The organism is Methylomonas sp. 2F7 (assembly GCF_057126975.1).
On sequence record NZ_CP195203.1, the window covers coordinates 3,543,666 to 3,561,830 of the forward strand.

General features: G+C 51.4%; 14 protein-coding genes. 6 read left to right on the forward strand and 8 right to left on the reverse strand.

Annotation, left to right across the window (positions count from 1 at the left end; translation table 11 throughout):
• Window positions 1-4 precede the first annotated feature (4 nt).
• The 3 genes from ACR64Q_RS15920 to ACR64Q_RS15930 all read right to left on the reverse strand — a co-directional run bounded on the left by ACR64Q_RS15920 (window position 5) and on the right by ACR64Q_RS15930 (window position 5,917).
• Entirely contained in the window at window positions 5-1,315 is a 1,311-nt protein-coding gene (locus tag ACR64Q_RS15920) for an alpha/beta hydrolase (RefSeq protein WP_155931109.1), read from the reverse strand.
• Between the two features lie 248 nt (window positions 1,316-1,563).
• Window positions 1,564-5,460, reverse strand: a complete 3,897-nt coding sequence (locus tag ACR64Q_RS15925; RefSeq protein WP_313732425.1) for a PAS domain-containing hybrid sensor histidine kinase/response regulator — start codon at window positions 5,458-5,460, stop codon at window positions 1,564-1,566.
• A gap of 325 nt (window positions 5,461-5,785) precedes the next feature.
• Entirely contained in the window at window positions 5,786-5,917 is a 132-nt protein-coding gene (locus ACR64Q_RS15930) for a hypothetical protein (RefSeq protein WP_269319473.1), read from the reverse strand.
• Window positions 5,918-5,981: 64 nt separating this feature from the next.
• On the opposite strand from ACR64Q_RS15930, the gene ACR64Q_RS15935 reads away from it, so the two are divergent.
• Window positions 5,982-7,346: a cytochrome P450 gene (locus tag ACR64Q_RS15935; protein ID WP_313732426.1), complete on the forward strand. Its 1,365-nt coding sequence runs from the start codon at window positions 5,982-5,984 to the stop codon at window positions 7,344-7,346.
• A gap of 116 nt (window positions 7,347-7,462) precedes the next feature.
• On the opposite strand, the gene ACR64Q_RS15940 is transcribed toward ACR64Q_RS15935, so the two are convergent.
• Entirely contained in the window at window positions 7,463-7,594 is a 132-nt protein-coding gene (locus ACR64Q_RS15940; RefSeq protein ID WP_269319474.1) for a hypothetical protein, read from the reverse strand.
• An 829-nt stretch (window positions 7,595-8,423) separates the two neighbouring features.
• Here ACR64Q_RS15940 and ACR64Q_RS15945 point away from each other — a divergent pair.
• Complete coding sequence (locus ACR64Q_RS15945; RefSeq protein ID WP_036275815.1) at window positions 8,424-8,903, forward strand: hypothetical protein; 480 nt, start codon at window positions 8,424-8,426, stop codon at window positions 8,901-8,903.
• A 269-nt stretch (window positions 8,904-9,172) separates the two neighbouring features.
• Here the strand turns inward: ACR64Q_RS15945 and ACR64Q_RS15950 are convergent, their stop codons facing one another.
• The 3 genes from ACR64Q_RS15950 to ACR64Q_RS15960 all read right to left on the reverse strand — a co-directional run bounded on the left by ACR64Q_RS15950 (window position 9,173) and on the right by ACR64Q_RS15960 (window position 11,846).
• Entirely contained in the window at window positions 9,173-10,426 is a 1,254-nt protein-coding gene (locus ACR64Q_RS15950; RefSeq protein ID WP_313732427.1) for a glutamate-5-semialdehyde dehydrogenase, read from the reverse strand.
• 62 nt (window positions 10,427-10,488) lie between these two features.
• Window positions 10,489-11,013 carry a hypothetical protein gene (locus ACR64Q_RS15955; protein ID WP_026601979.1) on the reverse strand — a complete coding sequence of 175 codons (525 nt, stop codon included), beginning with the start codon at window positions 11,011-11,013 and terminating at the stop codon, window positions 10,489-10,491.
• A 92-nt stretch (window positions 11,014-11,105) separates the two neighbouring features.
• Complete coding sequence (locus ACR64Q_RS15960; protein WP_313732428.1) at window positions 11,106-11,846, reverse strand: hypothetical protein; 741 nt, start codon at window positions 11,844-11,846, stop codon at window positions 11,106-11,108.
• Between the two features lie 329 nt (window positions 11,847-12,175).
• On the opposite strand from ACR64Q_RS15960, the gene ACR64Q_RS15965 reads away from it, so the two are divergent.
• The 4 genes from ACR64Q_RS15965 to ACR64Q_RS15980 all read left to right on the forward strand — a co-directional run bounded on the left by ACR64Q_RS15965 (window position 12,176) and on the right by ACR64Q_RS15980 (window position 17,231).
• Complete coding sequence (locus ACR64Q_RS15965; protein ID WP_313732429.1) at window positions 12,176-14,404, forward strand: fused MFS/spermidine synthase; 2,229 nt, start codon at window positions 12,176-12,178, stop codon at window positions 14,402-14,404.
• Between the two features lie 8 nt (window positions 14,405-14,412).
• Complete coding sequence (gene lpxD, locus ACR64Q_RS15970) at window positions 14,413-15,441, forward strand: UDP-3-O-(3-hydroxymyristoyl)glucosamine N-acyltransferase (protein WP_026601982.1); 1,029 nt, start codon at window positions 14,413-14,415, stop codon at window positions 15,439-15,441.
• Between the two features lie 259 nt (window positions 15,442-15,700).
• A complete protein-coding gene (gene rpiA, locus ACR64Q_RS15975) occupies window positions 15,701-16,378 on the forward strand; it encodes a ribose-5-phosphate isomerase RpiA (protein WP_026601983.1) in 678 nt (225 codons plus the stop codon).
• A 364-nt stretch (window positions 16,379-16,742) separates the two neighbouring features.
• Window positions 16,743-17,231, forward strand: a complete 489-nt coding sequence (locus ACR64Q_RS15980; protein ID WP_026601984.1) for a peroxiredoxin — start codon at window positions 16,743-16,745, stop codon at window positions 17,229-17,231.
• A 78-nt stretch (window positions 17,232-17,309) separates the two neighbouring features.
• Here ACR64Q_RS15980 and ACR64Q_RS15985 read toward each other — a convergent pair whose 3' ends face one another.
• Entirely contained in the window at window positions 17,310-17,819 is a 510-nt protein-coding gene (locus ACR64Q_RS15985) for a GNAT family N-acetyltransferase (RefSeq protein WP_026601985.1), read from the reverse strand.
• Window positions 17,820-18,165: the final 346 nt, after the last annotated feature.

The following is an 18,165-nucleotide window of genomic DNA, read 5'->3' on the forward strand; positions in this document are numbered from 1 at the left end:
ATGTTCATCGCGTTTGTAAAGTACCCGCCCTCTCCAGCCATTTACCGGCTTTTTCATTTAGCCAAGCCTGAGCAAACTCGTCTTTTTTGATCACCATATCCAGAAAAGCACTGGACACACTAGCGATAGCCGCGACCTGTTTATAACCCAGGTTGGGATCTTGGCGTTCCGGCTTACCGAACAAACCCAAATTGGGGCTGCCCCCACCGGAGCCGCGCCGCCCACCACCGCCATGCCCACCGGGACCGCCACCCGAATCCATGCCGCCCATGCCGAATTCTCCACGCCTCGACCCGCTCAAGCCAAACCGTCCACCCAGTTCATTGCCCGCCAGCAAGCGATGCCCGGCGCCGCGTAATAACAACAGATATTTGCCGCCGGCCGGGGCCTGTTCCCAAACCGCCGTGCGCACGGCGGCGGAACTGATCGCGTAAGGATCGTTATCTTCGCTGCCGGTAATCGTCAGCATCGGCAGACGCAAAGCTTGAAACCGGCTACGCACATTGCCTTCCGCCAAATCGACCGAGGGGCTTAACACCATCGCCGCAACCGGCTTGAGTTGGTCCGCGCGCGGCAAACCGCTGCCGAAATTCTCGCCCAAAGCCGCCGTCACGGTTTGCGCACCCAGGTCGTAGCCAGCCAGTATCACCTTGCTGAAGTCGGCGGACGCATACAAGGGTTGCCGTAAGCCGGCGCGAGTTTGCACCTGCGCATAGGCCCAAAATAATTGCGCCAAGCGAGTCTTCAAATTCTCCACGCCAAAGTATTGATGGCCGACGTAACGCAATTCGCTTTCCCGAGCCGTTCGCGATTGCCGACGCGGCTTGTCACCAAACCAACCGCCGCCAGCCGGCTCCGGTCGCAACTCCATGTTTTCATCAGCCAGCTCCGCGTTTTCGTCGTCCGGCATCTCCTCCGGGTCATCGAAACGCCGTTCCGCCTCCAGGGCCTTCAAGGCTTGGCTAACCGGCACCGGCTGCATGCTAAACACCAGATAGCCGGCCTTGGCCCAGGTTTCCCGCCACAAACGCCCGGCTTTCGCATCTTCGCCCAAGCTGGGCAGATAAATAATCAACGGGTAGCTTCCCGGCGTACTCGGCCCGACCAGTTCCACTTCCAGTTCCGTTTGCTGATAAATCCAGACATCGTGCGTAGCATCAACCGCAAAATTCCGTGCGGTTTTGTAGCCGCCATTGCCCAATACCTCGCTCAACTTTTCCTGCTGATCTTCCAGGCTGGGCAGCGGCGGTCTGGAGGAACAGGCGACAAACAGCAGAAGCGAGCAACAAAAAATCAAACGGCGTGACCTATTCATCCGGCTCTCAAACTCCCTAGACTCGTCATTCCCGCGCAGGCCGGAATCCAGCATAGCCGCGGGGCTCCCGCCTGCGCGGGAGCGGCAATATTTCAAGGCCTGGGAAATAAAAAATTTATAAGCTTGGGACATGACTTTGCAACTCCGGCAAAAAATCGGCGACAGGTGATCGAGAGCGGCATTATCGCCGACAGAGGTATCAATCGGCGCTGGTAAATTGTAAAAATGGGTAAACCCGTCTGAGCCGGCTAAAGGTGCGGATCGCGCTGCAAAACGTCCAAGGCTTGATCGAAAGCAAACACCTCGACATGCCGCATCAAAGACGCAACACCCTCGTGGCCGAAAGCTTGCCGTAGTTGCTCCCGGTGGTTTTGTACATAAATTTGGGATTGAATATTGCCCTCCTCCAGTAATATCCGAAGGCCTTCGACCACCGCACGCAGAGCTTCCTCGGAATAGGTGGACGGCGAAATCTCTTGAAGCGCGCGCTCAGCCGGCAACACATCGAGAATCTGCGTAATAAACAAGGCGAGTTGCTCAGTCAATTGTTTGAGCGGACGCTGCAAAGAATCGACCGCAGCGGCGGCTTGCTGTTTTAAGGCCATTTCGATGCCCTCGGCGGTCTGCCGGATGTGGGTTATCCCCAAGGTTGCAGCACTGCTTTTTAAGGAATGCGCGGCTCTTTGCGCGGATTCCCAATCGCCGACAGTCAATAACTGCCGGATATTGTCGGCTTCGGCCGCATGCCGCTGCACGAAATGGCGTAACTGGCGCAAATAAAACGGCAGCTTGTTTTGCAGATTGTGCAAACCGGCCTGTAAATCCAGGCCCGGGATATTCGCCAAGCGCTCGTGCAGGGCCGCGTTGCCGTCGTTTTGCTCATCCGAGGTTTTATGAACTTGGGCCGATTGGGTGGGCGGCAAAGGCGGCATCCAGCGTAATATCACGTCGTACAGCACCTCCGGATTGACCGGTTTGGGGATGTGATCATTCATCCCGGCGCTCAGGCAAGCACGTCTATCTTCGTCGAACGCATTGGCGGTCATGGCCAATATTGGTGTTTTTTCCCGCCCCGGCATGCGCCGAATCACCAAACTGGCGGCGATGCCATCCATCTCCGGCATTTGCACGTCCAGCAGAATCAGGTCGTACAGCTGTTTAGCGGCCATATCGCAAGCGATCCGGCCATTTTCAGCCAAATCGACCACTAAACCGGCCTCTTGCAACAACTCCAAAGCCACTTCCTGATTGATCAGATTGTCTTCGGCCAACAACACCCGCCGGCCTTTCAGGCTAGACAGGTCGGGACGCCGCGTATCAGCAGGCGTTTTTTGCCGCCATCCCGACAGTACGCCGGCAATCGTATCGTGTAAGGCTGACAGCGTCACCGGTTTGGCGAGATGCCCAACAATCCCGGCGCTGCGCAACTCCTCGGCGCTACCGTCGTAACTATAGGCAGTCACCAGGACAATTTTCGGTAAAGACTCGCCAAACAGTTCGCCCATCCGGTGCGCGGTTTGAATGCCGTCCATCCCCGGCATCATCCAGTCCATCAATACCAGATCGAATGGTGAATCGGTTGGCTGGGCATCGACAACATTTTGCACGGCCGCCAAGCCGGAATCGGCCACGCTCACCCGCGCTTCGAACCGAGTCAGCATGTGGGCGATGGCTTCGCGGGCCTCGGCCACATCGTCTACCACCAATACTTTTAAACCTTTACGAATATCCGGCTTAGGTAGTTGCTGCGAGGAACCCACGGCATACTCGAAAGGCAACTCCAACCAAAACGTACTGCCGCGTCCCAACTCACTCGCCACTCCCACCGTGCCGCCCATCATTTCGATCAGGCGTTTGCTGATAGCTAACCCCAAACCTGTGCCGCCAAAGCGGCGCGACGTGGTGGAATCCGCCTGCTCGAAGGCTTGAAATAACCGGCTGCATTGCTCGGCATTCATACCGATGCCGGTGTCGCTGATTTCGAATCGTGCCACAATCCCCACCGGATTTTTGGCTATCAATTTAGCCCGAAACACGATGTGCCCTGCATCGGTAAACTTGACGGCATTACTGGCAAAATTAAGCAAAATTTGCCCCAGCCGCAGCGCATCGCCCCGCAATACCGCCGGCAGCGCCGGGTCGATACGGTTTATCACTTCCAAACCTTTTTCGGCGGCGCGGTCGCAAATCAAGTCGTTCAAATTTTTAAAAACCTGGTCAAGATCGAAATCGCCGATGTCCAAAACCAATTTGCCGGCTTCGATCTTGGAGAAATCCAGAATGTCGTTGATGATGCCCAGTAAATGCTGGGCAGCGACCGAAATCTTGGCCAGCTGCTCACGCTGCTTGGCATCCAGCGTGGTATTTTGCAGTAAATGCGTCAAACCGATAATGGCGTTCATCGGCGTGCGGATTTCATGGCTCATATTCGCCAAAAATGCACTTTTCGATACATTAGCCACTTCCGCCGCTTGCATCGCATCGGCCAACTGTTCGGTGCGTTCAACGACCAATTCTTCCAGATGTTCGCGATAGTTCTCCAACTCTTGAAGCATCTGTTTCTTCTCAGTGATGTCGTCCTTGATCGCCATGTAATGACTAATCCGCCCGTCTTGCTGGCGAACCGGCGCCACGATAGCCGACTCCACAAACTCGCGGCCATCCTTGCGCTTATTGATAAATTCACCCTGCCAGGACCGGCCGTTAGTCAAATTATCCCAAAGCTCGACGAAATACTCGGGCTTGGTCTTGCCCGATTTCAAAAGACTGGCTTTTTGGCCCAACAGCTCCGCGCGCGAATAGCCGGTGGTTTGGATCACCGCTTCGTTGACGTATTCGATGCGCGCGTCCAGATCGGTGATAACGATGCTCTCAGGACTTTGCTCGACCACCAGAGATAATTTGCGTAGCGTCTCTTCCGCACGCTTACGCTCGGTGATGTCCACCAGCGATGCCAATAAATTGTCGCCCATCGTAATGCCGGAGATGATGGCGGTGCGCACTTCGCCGTTTTTACAGGTCACCTGATATTCGTGGGACTCGATTGGGGCCTGCTGCTCCGCCGCGCGCCGCTGCAAATTCTGCCAGCTGTCGAAAACCGATTGCCGATAAACCGGATCGGGATACGCCTTGCGCCACCAATCTTCGACGGTTGGGATATCGGACAAGGTATAACCAAAGGAGCGAGCGATAGACTGGTTCAAAGCCAACATGGTACCGTCGGCGGCGACCAATGCCATCGGCACCGGCGCCACATCGAACAACCTACGAAAATTAGCCTCGCTTTCCTGCAACGCTGCCTTGATACGCTTGCGCTCCGTGATGTCGCGGACAATCTTCGACGCGCCGATGACCTTGCCGTCGCTGTCCTTAATCGCCGAAACCGTCGCGGCGACGTCGATCCGGCTGCCGTCCTTACGCAACCTTTGGGTTTCGTAGTTGCTTATCCGCTCGCCGTTCACAATCCGCTGTAGCAACTCGGCTTCGGTGGCCAGTAGTTCGGCTGGAAACAGCAGCGTAATCGGCTGGCCGACAATCTCAGCGGCACTGTAACCGAAGATACGTTCGGCCGCAGCATTCCAACTGGTGACGATACCCTCCAGATTTTTGCCGATAATCGCATCGTCGGAAGAATTTACTAGTGCCGCCAACTGAGTGCGTTCTGCCACCAAACCCTGCTCAAGTAACACGTTCGCCGCTTTCAAAGCCTGTTCGACCCGTTCACGTTCGGCAACTTCCAGTTGCAAACGTTGGTTGGCCTCGCTTAACTGCGCAGGACTGGGCAATTGCAGCGCTTTGGGAATCAGCGGTATCAGCACCGCCACCGTCACCACCGAGACTATCGCCGTCACCACTTTGGCAAAAGCATCTAGTCCGTAAAGTGGTTCCCAAATCACCACGACATCCATCAGATGAGTCGTACCGCAGGCCAGAATGAACACCACAAACAACCATAACACCCGGACATACGGAAAATCCTGCCTATGCCGCGCGAAATAACCCAAGGCAACCGGCAGCAAAAAGTAGGACAAAAATATCAAGCCATCGCTAATCACGAAGGTCCACAACAAACCCGGCGACCAGCTCAGGCAATAGCCATGCGGCATAAAATTATTGTCGGTCAGAAACTTTAGAATTTCATTCATGGCAGGAATTTCGGTAAAGGTTATTTCCGCGATTTATGATCGGCTACCAGGGCACAGTAGCGTAAAAACGCATATGCGCTGCGGGCGCTCTCGATCAAAATCTGTACATGTAAAAATAGCACCTAGCTAAAACCGCGTTAGATTTAAGCCTTTAACACTATCAATTCAACTCCGGCGATACGTTAAAGAAGCGGGGTGGCACGACAAAATAACGGCGTTTTCGTTAATTTCGGCAATGCCGTCGGGCAGAGGCATTCAAGCCCTACAAGGTCTGGATCTTAGACCCACGCAGAAGACTACCGCCGCCACTTCAAAAAGGTTTGACCTACCTTTTACCGGCACGTGTTTTAGCTTGCTCCGCCGTTTTGCCGGCGGCAATACGCGCCAACAATTCGCTGGCTGGTTCGTCGTTGGGGTCTTGCGGGACCAGTTCGCCGCGAAAGGCTTTGGCCAGCAACGATGGGTTTGTGGTAATTCGCGTTGAACAATTACAATCCCCGATAATTGACGGCTTCAACACAATGGCACACGTGACATCGCAAACCCAACCCCAAAAAACCTCGTTACCGGAACATTCGGTAATTCTACCGATGATGCAGTTGATCTGGCGGCCGTTGGCGACCTTGGCCTGGATCCACAATCAGTACGGGGATCTGGTGCTGGGACGACTTTTCGGCAGAAAAATATTGTTCGTCTGTAACCCTGAACACATCGAACAAATCTTTAACCTGGAAGGCAAAGGCTTGTTGAACCGGGACTTTCTTTACGACGCCAAACAGGTACTGTTCGGCAACGGTTTGGTTAACAGCCAGAACGAAGTGTGGAGCAAGCAGCGCCGTTTGATGCAGCCCTTGTTTACCAAAGAGGCGGTTAAGCATTACGAGGCGATTATGATCGAGGAAGCCGCCGCCGTGGCGGGCAACTTGAAAAACGCGGCCGGTGGCCAAGTCAATTTGACCTTGGCGATGAAAAATCTGATTCAGCGAATTTTTATCCGCACCCTGCTCGGCAAATCGGTAGACAGCATTAGCAATAGCGCGGAGCTGATCAAGGTTATCGAAGTAATCTGCCGGGAGTTACCGGTACAGTTGGGTAGCGAAATTATCTTTGGCAGCCGCTTGAAACGCTTTATTCCGTTGAAATCCAAGCGCTATCATGCCGCGGTCGATTATCTGAAAGCCTTTATCCGCGAAGAAATTGCGGAAAAACAGCACAATCCGGGGCAAGACCTGATATCGCTGTTGATTCAGTCTAGCGACAGAAGTACCGGCTACACAATGCCTGACGAACTACTGCAAGACGAAGCCGTTAATCTGTTCTTTGCCGGCCAGGAAACCACGATCAACACCTTGTTGTGGTTTTTTTATTTAACCGGCAAGCATGCCGATGTGCGCACCAAGATTGCCGCGGAAATCCGCCAGTTACCCGAAGAGCCGCTATGCGCGTCCCACCTGAGCCAACTGCGCTATACCAAGGCCGCGTTAAACGAAACCTTGCGCCTTTATCCACCGACGTCGGCACTGTCGACGCAAACCGTGCAGGACATTGAACTAAGCGGCTATAGCATTCCAAAAAGCACTACGGTGTTGTTGAGCATGCACACCACTCACCATCACCCCCGGCTGTGGCAGACACCGGAACAGTTTAATCCGGATAGATTCCTGGAAACCGCGGCGCCGGAACGGCACAAATTTTCCTTTTTTCCGTTCGGCGGCGGTGTGCATAATTGCATAGGCAAACATTTTGCTGAGCTGGAAATGTTGTTGATCATCGCCAGCTTTATCAGAGAATTTAGCTTTGAAACCAATATTACCGCTAAAGAAGCCTTTAGTATCACGTTAAAGCCTGATCAGCCGGTTGTTGGCAGAATTATTCCTTACAAATAATTTTTTAAAAAAAATATTTTGGGTTTTATATTTGCCATTGCACTCTGGTAATGAGCAACAACTATTAGAATAAAATTAGTTGCATCGGCAAAAAATAAAAACCAACTATTCTGATTTCATTCTGTTGATCTAACCATTGATTTTGAAGAAGCTGCATTACAACCGTCATCACCACACCACCACTGATCTCCACAACCGCCGAGAAACAGAGCAACCAAAACAATTAGTATATTTTTATTAATTTTCATGATTTTTTACCCTGAGTTAGATTAAGATTCGCAATACGGCATAAAGAGTTCCATGCGATAAAATAATGTCAAGACTCGACCATGGCATGTTCTGTAACAACAATCGCCACCGGTTTAAAAACGGCTACTCAGAGAAACCAGTAAGCAAGATTTCCAGACGCGACAACGGCGAATTTTCATAGCTCACTATCTTGATTGGACTTGAAAATTACCCAGGGGGCTTCCGCCTGCCTCAACGCAAAAGCCTATTCCACGGCCACGCAGGCATCTAAAATCTTCCGAAAATACACTAAAATATTTTGGTGCCGTCTCCTGCCATTGGCCGATTTGCAAACTAAATTACCGGGCGCAATTCAGCGTGTGCAGCAGTCGCAAAGACCGAAACAACGCTAAAAGCCGCAACAGACCGGCGGTGCCACACGCTTATAAGCTTTTGAAAAATCAAAATATTCCGAGAGGCGTCACTTAAAATACGGCAAGCAGCACGGTACTTTGGATTAGGAAAAAACTTAAGACATTAGGGATTTTTGACAGCCGCTCGCTACCAAATGGCCGCCAAATTAAGCTAATCGGTATTACCTGAATGTACATGTTGCTAAACTATTTCATCCGGAGATAGCAATTGTCATGCTGGCCGTTCACACTGCTGCTTGCACAAAACGCTTTGCTATCCGGCTTGTTTTAGTAGTCAATCTCTTGAACTTGTCCGGCCAGAAGCCGTCAGAATGCATCGAATTGATCGGTGCCGTATTTTCTGATTGATTTCTTGCCAAAATTACCAACCCTTAATATCAACAGTGGCAAATAAAGCCATATAACCAAAATAAAAATGAAATTTAGAGTTTTTCTGCAAAGACTATCTCATCCTCGCGTTAGAAGACGATTAAAAATTGGCCTGTCCGTTTGGGGCGTGGCTATTGTCATTAGCCTGATTTCTAAACTGGCTTATGATATTGGTTATTTTAAAGCGCAATCGTTAATAAACGATAAAAACACCGCAACACCTAATACCACCCAGATACTATCCATAGAATCAGCTCAGCGCATAGTATCCGGGGCTTTAAAAGAAGATCCTGATTATCCAAAGACAATTGTGACGCAGGTTATTGATAACAACCAAAAGCTGGCGACTATTATTGTCGAAAACAATAAACAAAGAAAAATAGGCTGGATTATCGATATGCGCTTGTTTTTTATCGGCGATCTATTTAACGACAACGGCTATAACTTAACCGAGTCTATTGAGCGTCAGCACAGTATCAGTAGAGTAGATAACAGACTAACAACGCCGGAACCCGTCGCACCTTAAACACACGGCATTATTAACCCGGCCCTTAAATACCGTCCGCCTATATGCCCTTGCGGGTACTGAGTTTATCGAATGGCACACCAGCCGGGGCTTCGACGTGCTCAGCCGGAACGGAATACCAGTGATGAATAGGGCCGGGTTAATAAAAGGGATAGAAATAGGCAATATCCATCTCCAAAAGCCTGTATTTATTGCCAGACAACGAATATTACGAAAAGCAGTAAGCACCGGCGTATTGAGCTTGCGATTGGGGCTCCCGCTTTTGCACCCTAGCCACGCAAATGCCCATCCCCATACGCCACCCACTTGTAGGTGGTGAGCTCATCCGGTCCGACCGGGCCGCGCACATGGAGTTTGTCGGTGCTGATACCCACCACCGAGCCCAAACCGTAGTCACCGCCGCCCGACAAACGGGTCGAAGCGTTAATCATCACCGACGCCGAATCCACCTGTTCTTCAAACTGCCGGGCCAGGCTCAGGCTTTGCGTGACAATGCCGTCGGTGTGGCCGGAACCGTAGTGGTTGATATGGTCTATGGCTTGTTGAATGCCGTCCACGACCTTCACCGACAGAATGGGCGCCAGGTATTCGCTATGCCAATCTTCCTCTGTCGCTGGGGCTACATCGGGTAACAGTTTTTGGGTTTGTTCGCAGCCGCGCAATTCGATATGGTTTTCAGCAAATGCGGTTTGCAGTAGTGGCAATAGCTGTGCGGCGCATGCGCAGTCCACCAGCAAGGTTTCCAGTGCGTTACAGACTTGCACACTTTGGCATTTGGAATTCACGGCCAAGGCAACGGCTTGTTCCGGGTCGGCATCGGCAGCAAGATACAAATGACAAATGCCGTCGTAATGCTTGATGACCGGAATCCGCGTGCCTTCGGCGATGCGCTTGATCAAGCCTTTACCGCCACGCGGGATTAACACGTCGATGTACTCGTCCATTTTCAACAGCTCGCCGACCGCTTCGTGGCCGGGTGTGCGGATGATTTGGATTGCATGTTCCGGCAGACCAGCGGCGACGGCGCCGGCAATCATCGCATCGGTGAGTATCGTATTGGTTTGCAACGCTTCCGAACCGCCGCGCAAGATCACCGCGTTACCGCTTTTGATGCACACTCCGGCGGCATCGGTGGTGACGTTGGGGCGCGACTCGTAAATGATGCCGATCACGCCGAGCGGCACCGATTTTTTATAAACCCGCAGCCCGGCCGGATTGGTGTGGCCGGTCAGTATCCGATTCAGCGGGTCCGGCAACTGCGCCACTTTTTTCAGGCGCGACAACATGTAATTAAAGGTTTTGTCGTCTATCGTCAGCCGCTTGACCATCGCATCAGACTGCCCTTCGTCACGGGCCTTGACGATTTCCCGGGCGTTGACTTCCAACACCTGCTGCCTGACCGACTCCAGCGCCTCGGCCATTTTCGCCAACGCCAGATTGCGCGTCGATTCGGAGGCTGATGCTAGTTGGCGAGATGCAGCGCGACTTTGTTGGGCGATGGTTTGGATGGGGTTGGTAGTCATGTTTTTTCAGATCGATTGCTTTTGAGGCTGCTGATTTTGCCCGATTTCATCTGGTGTAGGAATTATGGGTAACCCGCGCCAGCACCTCGGAGGATAATTTGCACCTTCCCATCTCCTGTAACAGAAGCGCGGAAATTGTTGGTTATTTGCATTTTATACTTACCTGCCTTCATTTGAATGTAGCCAAGAGCAACATTGTTCTCGTTACCAGGATTACTCTCGCAAAGAGGTTCAAAAACGGTGTGGCTAATGGATTGCCCATCGATAGTTGCGATGTCAACTGTCAGTGCCAATTTCTGACTTGTTCTTCTCCACGGTTCAACTTGCTCTTGGGGATAGGCACAAAAATATGAAAAAAAAGATCTATGGGGATTGGACAGATCATATTTTTCAGTGGACCTAAACAGAAGCATTAGGGAATATCTTTCGTCCATGGGTACGTCGATGTTCTGGTCGAGGACAGCCCCCTTCTTGGATATATCAATAAAAGCGTCCTTAAGGGCCTGATTTGTCACGCACATAGACATAAGCCACATCGCTAGGCCAATAATTGGTTTCTTGCAAAGGACAAGGGTTGTTTCGTTCATGGCTTTTAAATCAATGAAATGGTACGGAGGGCATGATGAATTTACTAACCGCACCAATCGCGAACGATGCGGTGCACATTATTTACCGCATCCTACTGACTATAAAAGCTCTCAAATTCCTTGAAAGCAAGTGAAAGAGCGATAACCTCAATGGCCGTAACAAAAAACATTGCAATTGATAACACGGCATTTTCAATGTCAGTAGCGTTTTCACGCCAAAGCATTGTAATAATAAAATTAAAAAATAGCGGAAACAAACAGACTATGGCAAACATGTTAAAACCATTACCGCGGGTAATAACCCAAGACCATTTTAAACTCACTTTTTTGTCGATTGCGATAGCGGGAAACACCAAGCTTAGCCTTGCAGTTATATATCCGCCTAAAACATGAGAAAATAGTTTTATCCAAAACTTTACATCCTCCAGGCCAATCGAGGGCAAGTTCCTGTTAAACATAAACAACGTACTCATAAAAACAATTGCTTCGACAAGACTCACGACTATAAATACCTGAAAAAGCATCCCTAAAAACTTAGCCGATCGCACACCCATTCTGAAGTCAATGTTGTTATATACCTTAAAATCACTTACAAGAACCAGACGATGACATATTATTGCAAGCCAGGACAAACCGATACCAAGTATGCCCATAAATAACAAAGCCAATGGAAATCCAATATTTTTAGCGTAATTAAATATTAATGCAGAATAAACTAATAAAATTAAAGTCGGTAGCGTAATTACATTGAAGAATACTTTCTTAGTTATCCAAGCCGTTTTTAGGGCATTCAGAACAATTGGCCAAGCCTGAATTTTAAATTCCAAGGTCATTTTTAGTCTTCCATAAATCTTAATAAACGGTTTTATAGTTATTGACTATCTTTCAGCTTCCAATGTTATATGACAATTTAGACCGAACAAATGAGTCAAAAAAATACAGTCGCTCAGAAACATAAGGATCGATAACCACATCGCATCTAAAACGCTGAAATAAAAGCATAGACATCGCTTTCCGATTTGACAGAAAAAGCGCTAATCTCTCCGACGCACCAGCCCGTCTAATGCCAGATACCGCACCCGCACACCCTCATCCAAAACCACTTTAAAAGCCAAATGCTTTATCATTGGGCCAGGACACGTACGGAACTCGCATAATTACAATGAATAACACTCCGCAACCCACCGCCAAAGCTTTGATTTCTCCCGTTATTTTATTCGCCGCCACCCTGTTTATCAGCGCCACGCTGATGTTCGTGTTGCAGCCGATGTTCGGCAAGCTGTTGCTGCCGCTGTTGGGCGGCACACCGGCGGTGTGGAATACCTGCATGGTGTTTTACCAAACGCTGCTGTTTCTAGGCTACTTGTATGCGCATTGGTTGAGTTCGCGGCTGGGTAGCCAAAGGCAGATTCAGATTCATACCGCCTTGCTGGTTTTCAGCGTGATTGCCCTGCCGGTAGCGCTGCCGCCTAATTCCGCACCGCCGACCGACGGCGACCCGACTTTGTGGCTGGTGTGGACTTTATTCCTGGCAATCGGCCTGCCCTTTTTCGTGGTCTCCACCACCGCGCCGCTGCTGCAAAAATGGTTTTCGCATAGCGGTCATCATAGTAGCGACGATCCTTACTATTTATATGCCGCCAGCAACGCCGGCAGTTTGCTGGCTTTGTTGAGCTATCCGTTCCTAATCGAGCCTAACCTGGGTTTGGCCAATCAAAAACTGATCTGGAGCGGCGGCTATATTGGCTTGTGCGCGTTGATTGTCGTTTGCGCCGTCAGCTTCTGGCGCAGCCAAGCAGATAAGGAAGACGAGGACGTTTTAACTGACGCCGGCATCGAACCGCCGTCGACGCTGCAACAACTGCGCTGGCTGGCGCTGGCTTTCGTACCGTCCAGCTTGTTGCTGGGCTTGACGCAGTTCATTAGCACCGATATCGCCGCCGTACCCTTGCTGTGGATCGTGCCACTGACCTTGTATTTGCTGACCTTCATCCTGGTGTTCAGCACCTGGGCCGAGCGCATCCGGCCTTGGATGCTGGCTGCACAACCGGCAGTATTGACGGTATTCATCGCTTATTCCTTCATCAACCCGGCCACCTTGCCCTATTGGCTGGATTTGATTTTGCATCTGCTGGCCTTCTTCCTAGCGGTGATGGTCTGCCACGGCGAACTGGCTAAAAGCCGCCCACATCCGCAATATCTGACTCGCTTTTATCTGGTGATGTCGTTTGCCGGCATGCTGGGCGGTTTGTTCAATACCTTCGTCGCGCCGTTTATCTTTAATGCGGTATACGAATATCCCATCATGATCGTCGCCGCCTTGCTGCTGCGTCCCGGCTTTTTCGACGGCAAATGGTTTTTGCAGCCGATTTTTCCGGTGTTGTTATTAATCATCGGCCTGACGATTTATTTCACTACCGAGCAGCTGTTCGATTACTTGGACTTAATCGGCGGCGCGCTGATTCTGTTGGCCGGCGTGAGTTATTCGCTACGGCATAGCCCCATCGGTTTGGGCGCGTTGACCGGGGTGATTTTGTTGTTCACGCTGGGCTTGCACAGTATGGCCTCCAACACCATTTACCAGGAGCGCAGCTTTTTTGGCGTGATGTCGGTGCGCGACACCGTCATCCCCGATGAAAACCAACGGCCGGAAACCGTCCGCGAGTTATATCACGGCACCACCAAACACGGTGCGCAACGCTTGACCGCCGCCAACGTCACCACGCCGTTAACCTATTACAGCCGCCCCGGCCCCATCGGCCAGCTGTTTGCCGAATTTGACAAGGAAAATCAGCATTGGCACATCGGCGCGGTGGGTTTGGGCGCCGGCGCACTGGCCTGCTATAACAAGGAAGGCCAGCTTTGGAAATTCTATGAAATCGACCCGCTGGTAGTGGAAGTGGCGCAAAACCCGGCCTGGTTTACCTATCTAAGCCGCTGCAACAAGCAGGCGGAAATGATCGTCGGCGACGCCCGGCAATCGCTGCTGAAGGAAGCCGATGGCAGCTTCGATTTATTGATTATGGACGCCTTCAGCTCCGACGCAGTACCCACGCATCTGCTGACGCGCGAGGCTTTGCAGCTATACTTTAACAAGCTGAAAGACAACGGTTTACTGGCTTTTCATATCACCAACCGCCATCTGGCCTTGAAAAAAGTCATGGCCGACCATGTCAATCAATTGCATCTGGCGGCCTTGTTGCAGGAATTTAAACCGGAAACCGATGTCCCTCTAGTCATCGCCACCGACTGGGTGGTGATCGCAAAACAGCCCGAGCGCCTGCAACGCTTGCAGCAAAGCCGGCTCGGGCACTGGCAGAAACTGCCGCTGACGTTTGGTTTGCAACCGTGGACCGACGACTTCACTCATATTATTGGCATTTGGAAATAGGATAGGACATGCTCATTACGGACCTTGCCCAGCGTTGCGACGCCACCGCCCAGGGCGGCGACTCGACAACCTTTATTAATTCTGCGGCGGACATCATGTCCGCCCTTCCCCATCAAGTCACCGTCCTCAGCGACGGTAAATACAAAAAATATCTAAAAGACTCCAAGGCTTCGGCCTGTTTTATCGCCGAGCAACTGGTAGACGGCGAAATCCCGGAAAACCTGACCTTGCTAGTCTGTAAAGACCCGGAGATCAGCTTTTTAAATGCGGTTAAGTTGCTACATCCGGAACCGGTGTTTAAACGCCAGGTGTCCGAACATGCGGTTTTGGCCGACACCTCCACACTGGGTTATGACGTACACGTTGGCCCGTTCGCCACGGTTGGTCAACAAAGCAGCATCGGCGACAGCAGCACCATCGAAGCCGGCGCCCGTATCGGCAATCATGTGATGATAGGCAAACACTGCCATATTCACCCCAATGCCGTCATCTATGACCACAGCATCATCGGTAACAATGTGATTATCCACGCCGGTGCTGTCATCGGTGCCGACGGCTTTGGTTATAAATTCCGAGACAACCAGCACGTTAAAGTGCCGCATGTCGGCCATGTGGAAATCGACGATAACGTCGAGATCGGCGCCAATACCTGCATCGACCGCGGCGCACTGGGCGCGACCAAGATTGGTTGGGGCAGCAAGATCGACAACCTGGTGCAATTGGGGCATAACAACATCGTCGGCCGCAACGTCATCATCTGCGGTCAATCCGGTATCTCCGGCTCCTGCGTCATTGAAGACGGCGCCATCCTGGCCGGCAGCACCGGCGTAGCCGACCACGTCAAAATCGGTGCACGGGCGGTAGTAATGGCCCGCAGCGGCATCTCCGGCGACATTGACCCAGGCGCCCAAGTATTCGGTAGCCCGGCCAAAGACCGCAAAGTGGCTTGGAAGGAGTTGGCAGCGCTGGCCAAATTGCCGGAACTGATGCAAAAATTTAAAGCGCTGGAAGCTCGGGTTCTCAAATTGGAAGAGTAAACGTAATTATTCAGCGAGAAGCACAACGCACCCTCTCCTGCTGGACGACTGCATGGATGCAGGAGGCAGTGCATTGCTTGGAGCAGTTGCTTAGAGGACTAGGGTTAGAGGATTAAACAAGACATTTTGCTGATTTAATTCTCCTCTCCCCAACCCTCTCCATCAGGAGAGGGAGCAATTTCGCGGCGATTTGTAGAGTTTTGTGATTCGCTGAATAATCAACACGACAGATTTCTAATTAACTCAATAGGATCGGATCATGAACGACAAACAACGGGTCGCGGAACACGCGGTACAACACGTCAAACCGGGCATGATAGTGGGGCTGGGTACCGGCTCCACCGCCAATTTCTTTATCGAAGCCTTGGCGCGTCGACGAAGCCAGGAAGGCTTGAAATTCAAGGTAGTTTCCAGTTCGGTAGTCAGCGCCAACAAAGCCAAACAACTAGGATTACCCTTACTGGGTATGGAACATATCGACGGCCTGGATTTATATGTCGATGGCGCAGACGAAGTGACTCCCGACCTGACTGTGCTGAAAGGCCGCGGTTACGATCTGGTCCGGGAAAAACTGCTGGCCAAGGCTGCTGATCAGTTTCTGGTATTAATCGATGCCAGCAAGAAGGTCAATCGCATCGGCGAGAAGTTCCCTATTCCCGTCGAAGTCAGCCCATTTGCCTGGCAACTGGTGCAGCGCAGTGTTGCAGCGATTGGCGGCCGTGGCTCGTTGCGGCAAACGGCCAATCAAGACGGGCTGGTGGTTACCTCGCACGGCAGTCTGGTGCTGGACGTGGCCTTCGAATCGACTCTGGACGGCAAAACCCTGAACGATCAGTTGAATGCAATTCCGGGCATTGTCGAACACGGGATATTTTGCGGCCTGACCCGTGCAGTATTTTGCGGACATGATGGGCAAGTGGACGAACAATGGGCTTGAGAGTAAAGCCAGTGTCCTCTCCCCATCAAGGCATTCGCTCAAGAGCCCCTAGAACACCCGTCATCCTCGCGAATGCGGGGATCCAGTCTTTTGATTGTTCTGGATTCCCGCATTCGCGGGAACGACAGGATTAGGTTTTTTACGGAACCGTCCAACATATTGAGCCCCCATCGACTCACCTTTATCCCACCGCTTTTGTGGTAGAAGCCGGCTAAACAGTTGGTACATAATCGTCGCATTCGGCTTTTACGCAAATGAGTCTCGCAGTTTCAACGACCCAGCGTCGTGAAAACCTGGCGCCGCAAAACGCCGCCGACAGCCCAAGCACCGGAGCTTATCCGGTCGAAATCAAGAGGAGAACCGCATGTCACAATTAGAAAAAAACCAAGAAGCGCCTTTTTTTAGATCTGCCAATCAAGACAACAAATTGATCTATCTTTCCGATTACAAAGACGAAAAAATTGTCGTGTTGTACTTCTACCCCAAAGACGACACCCCCGGTTGCACCATCGAAGCCAACGACTTCACCGCGCTGGCCGGCGAATTCGATGCCCAAGATACCGTGATCATCGGCGTCAGCAAAGACGATTGCCAAAGCCACCGCGACTTTATCGCCAAGTACGGCCTGAACGTACAACTGCTAGCTGACACCTCCGGCGACCTCTGCGAGGCTTACGGCGTTTGGCAGGAAGTGGAAAAAGAAGGCGTGAAAAAATGGAAAATCGTCCGTTCGACCTTCATCATCGGCAAAGACGGCAAGCTGATCGAAGCCATGTATGGCGTTAACCATGAGGGGCATGCGCAGGCGGTGTTGGATATTATTAAGGGTTTGAGTGCGCCGGCTGAGGCATAACCCGACGACAAAGATTTACCCAGCTTAAGGGCGTATATGGTGCGGTGAGTAAACAAACCGCACCGCTTACACACGATCTTAAAGCATCTTTGAGAAAAGAACTTCGTTTAATGGATGTCCAGTCAACGCGGAAGATGTGCGTTTTATGTCGGTACGTGTAAAACCGCAACCAGCATACGTAGCTTCGGCTGGAGAATTGCCTTGGATGCACCAAAGTTCGATGCGGGAAAAACCTAAACAGGATGATTCCGCAACCGAATGATCCACTAGCTTTCTCCCAAATCCCTGACGCCAATAAGCAGGCGATACATTAAGCGCCCAAAGTTCAACAGTCAGTTCCTGTGTCAAATAACGCGGTGCGCCGATAATTGAAAATCCAAGCGTATTGCCTTTGTCCTCGGCGACGAACACCATGAATTCCTTTGTTGGCTTACTTAGCCGTTCCGCTAGCGAATCCAGGTTTGCTGAAGGATCTAAAGACTCCAAATATTCCAGCGGCATGAAGGGCTGATAAGCGGCTCGCCAAGCATCCACGCGAATTTGACCAATTGCACTGGCATCGGTGGGAGTTGCTAGACGTATCGACATAGGCGAAATAAGGAATCAGGTTTTTTGTTTGTCCAACTATCTGTACATGCAGATGATATACGGTTTTCGATCTGAACTACTACATAGACAGGCACTGGGAAGAAACTGCATCCGGGCGGCCTGCCGAGTCGCCCATCCGCACGCCTAGGGTTCACCGAAACTCCGATCCGCAAAACTCTCGCCAGCCCAGTTTAAAGACAACCAACCACGCCGGACATATACGCCACTATCTCTATTCCTTAAGTCGATTGAAGTCAAGCCATTGTAGCTTCGATGCAGCGTCAGCGGAATCGAGGGCGTCGGCTTTCCAAGCACCAAATCAACATCGGCAATTGAAAGGAACTGG

Coding starts and splice junctions, on each gene's coding strand:
- ACR64Q_RS15985 (WP_026601985.1), bottom strand. CDS start 17,819: ATGTCGATACGTCTAGCAACTCCCACCGATGCCAGTGCAATTGGTCAA.
- ACR64Q_RS15955 (WP_026601979.1), bottom strand. CDS start 11,013: ATGAACGAAACAACCCTTGTCCTTTGCAAGAAACCAATTATTGGCCTA.
- ACR64Q_RS15925 (WP_313732425.1), bottom strand. CDS start 5,460: ATGAATGAAATTCTAAAGTTTCTGACCGACAATAATTTTATGCCGCAT.
- ACR64Q_RS15960 (WP_313732428.1), bottom strand. CDS start 11,846: ATGACCTTGGAATTTAAAATTCAGGCTTGGCCAATTGTTCTGAATGCC.
- ACR64Q_RS15965 (WP_313732429.1), top strand. CDS start 12,176: ATGAATAACACTCCGCAACCCACCGCCAAAGCTTTGATTTCTCCCGTT.
- ACR64Q_RS15950 (WP_313732427.1), bottom strand. CDS start 10,426: ATGACTACCAACCCCATCCAAACCATCGCCCAACAAAGTCGCGCTGCA.
- ACR64Q_RS15940 (WP_269319474.1), bottom strand. CDS start 7,594: ATGAAAATTAATAAAAATATACTAATTGTTTTGGTTGCTCTGTTTCTC.
- ACR64Q_RS15980 (WP_026601984.1), top strand. CDS start 16,743: ATGTCACAATTAGAAAAAAACCAAGAAGCGCCTTTTTTTAGATCTGCC.
- ACR64Q_RS15920 (WP_155931109.1), bottom strand. CDS start 1,315: ATGAATAGGTCACGCCGTTTGATTTTTTGTTGCTCGCTTCTGCTGTTT.
- ACR64Q_RS15945 (WP_036275815.1), top strand. CDS start 8,424: ATGAAATTTAGAGTTTTTCTGCAAAGACTATCTCATCCTCGCGTTAGA.
- rpiA (WP_026601983.1), top strand. CDS start 15,701: ATGAACGACAAACAACGGGTCGCGGAACACGCGGTACAACACGTCAAA.
- ACR64Q_RS15935 (WP_313732426.1), top strand. CDS start 5,982: ATGGCACACGTGACATCGCAAACCCAACCCCAAAAAACCTCGTTACCG.
- lpxD (WP_026601982.1), top strand. CDS start 14,413: ATGCTCATTACGGACCTTGCCCAGCGTTGCGACGCCACCGCCCAGGGC.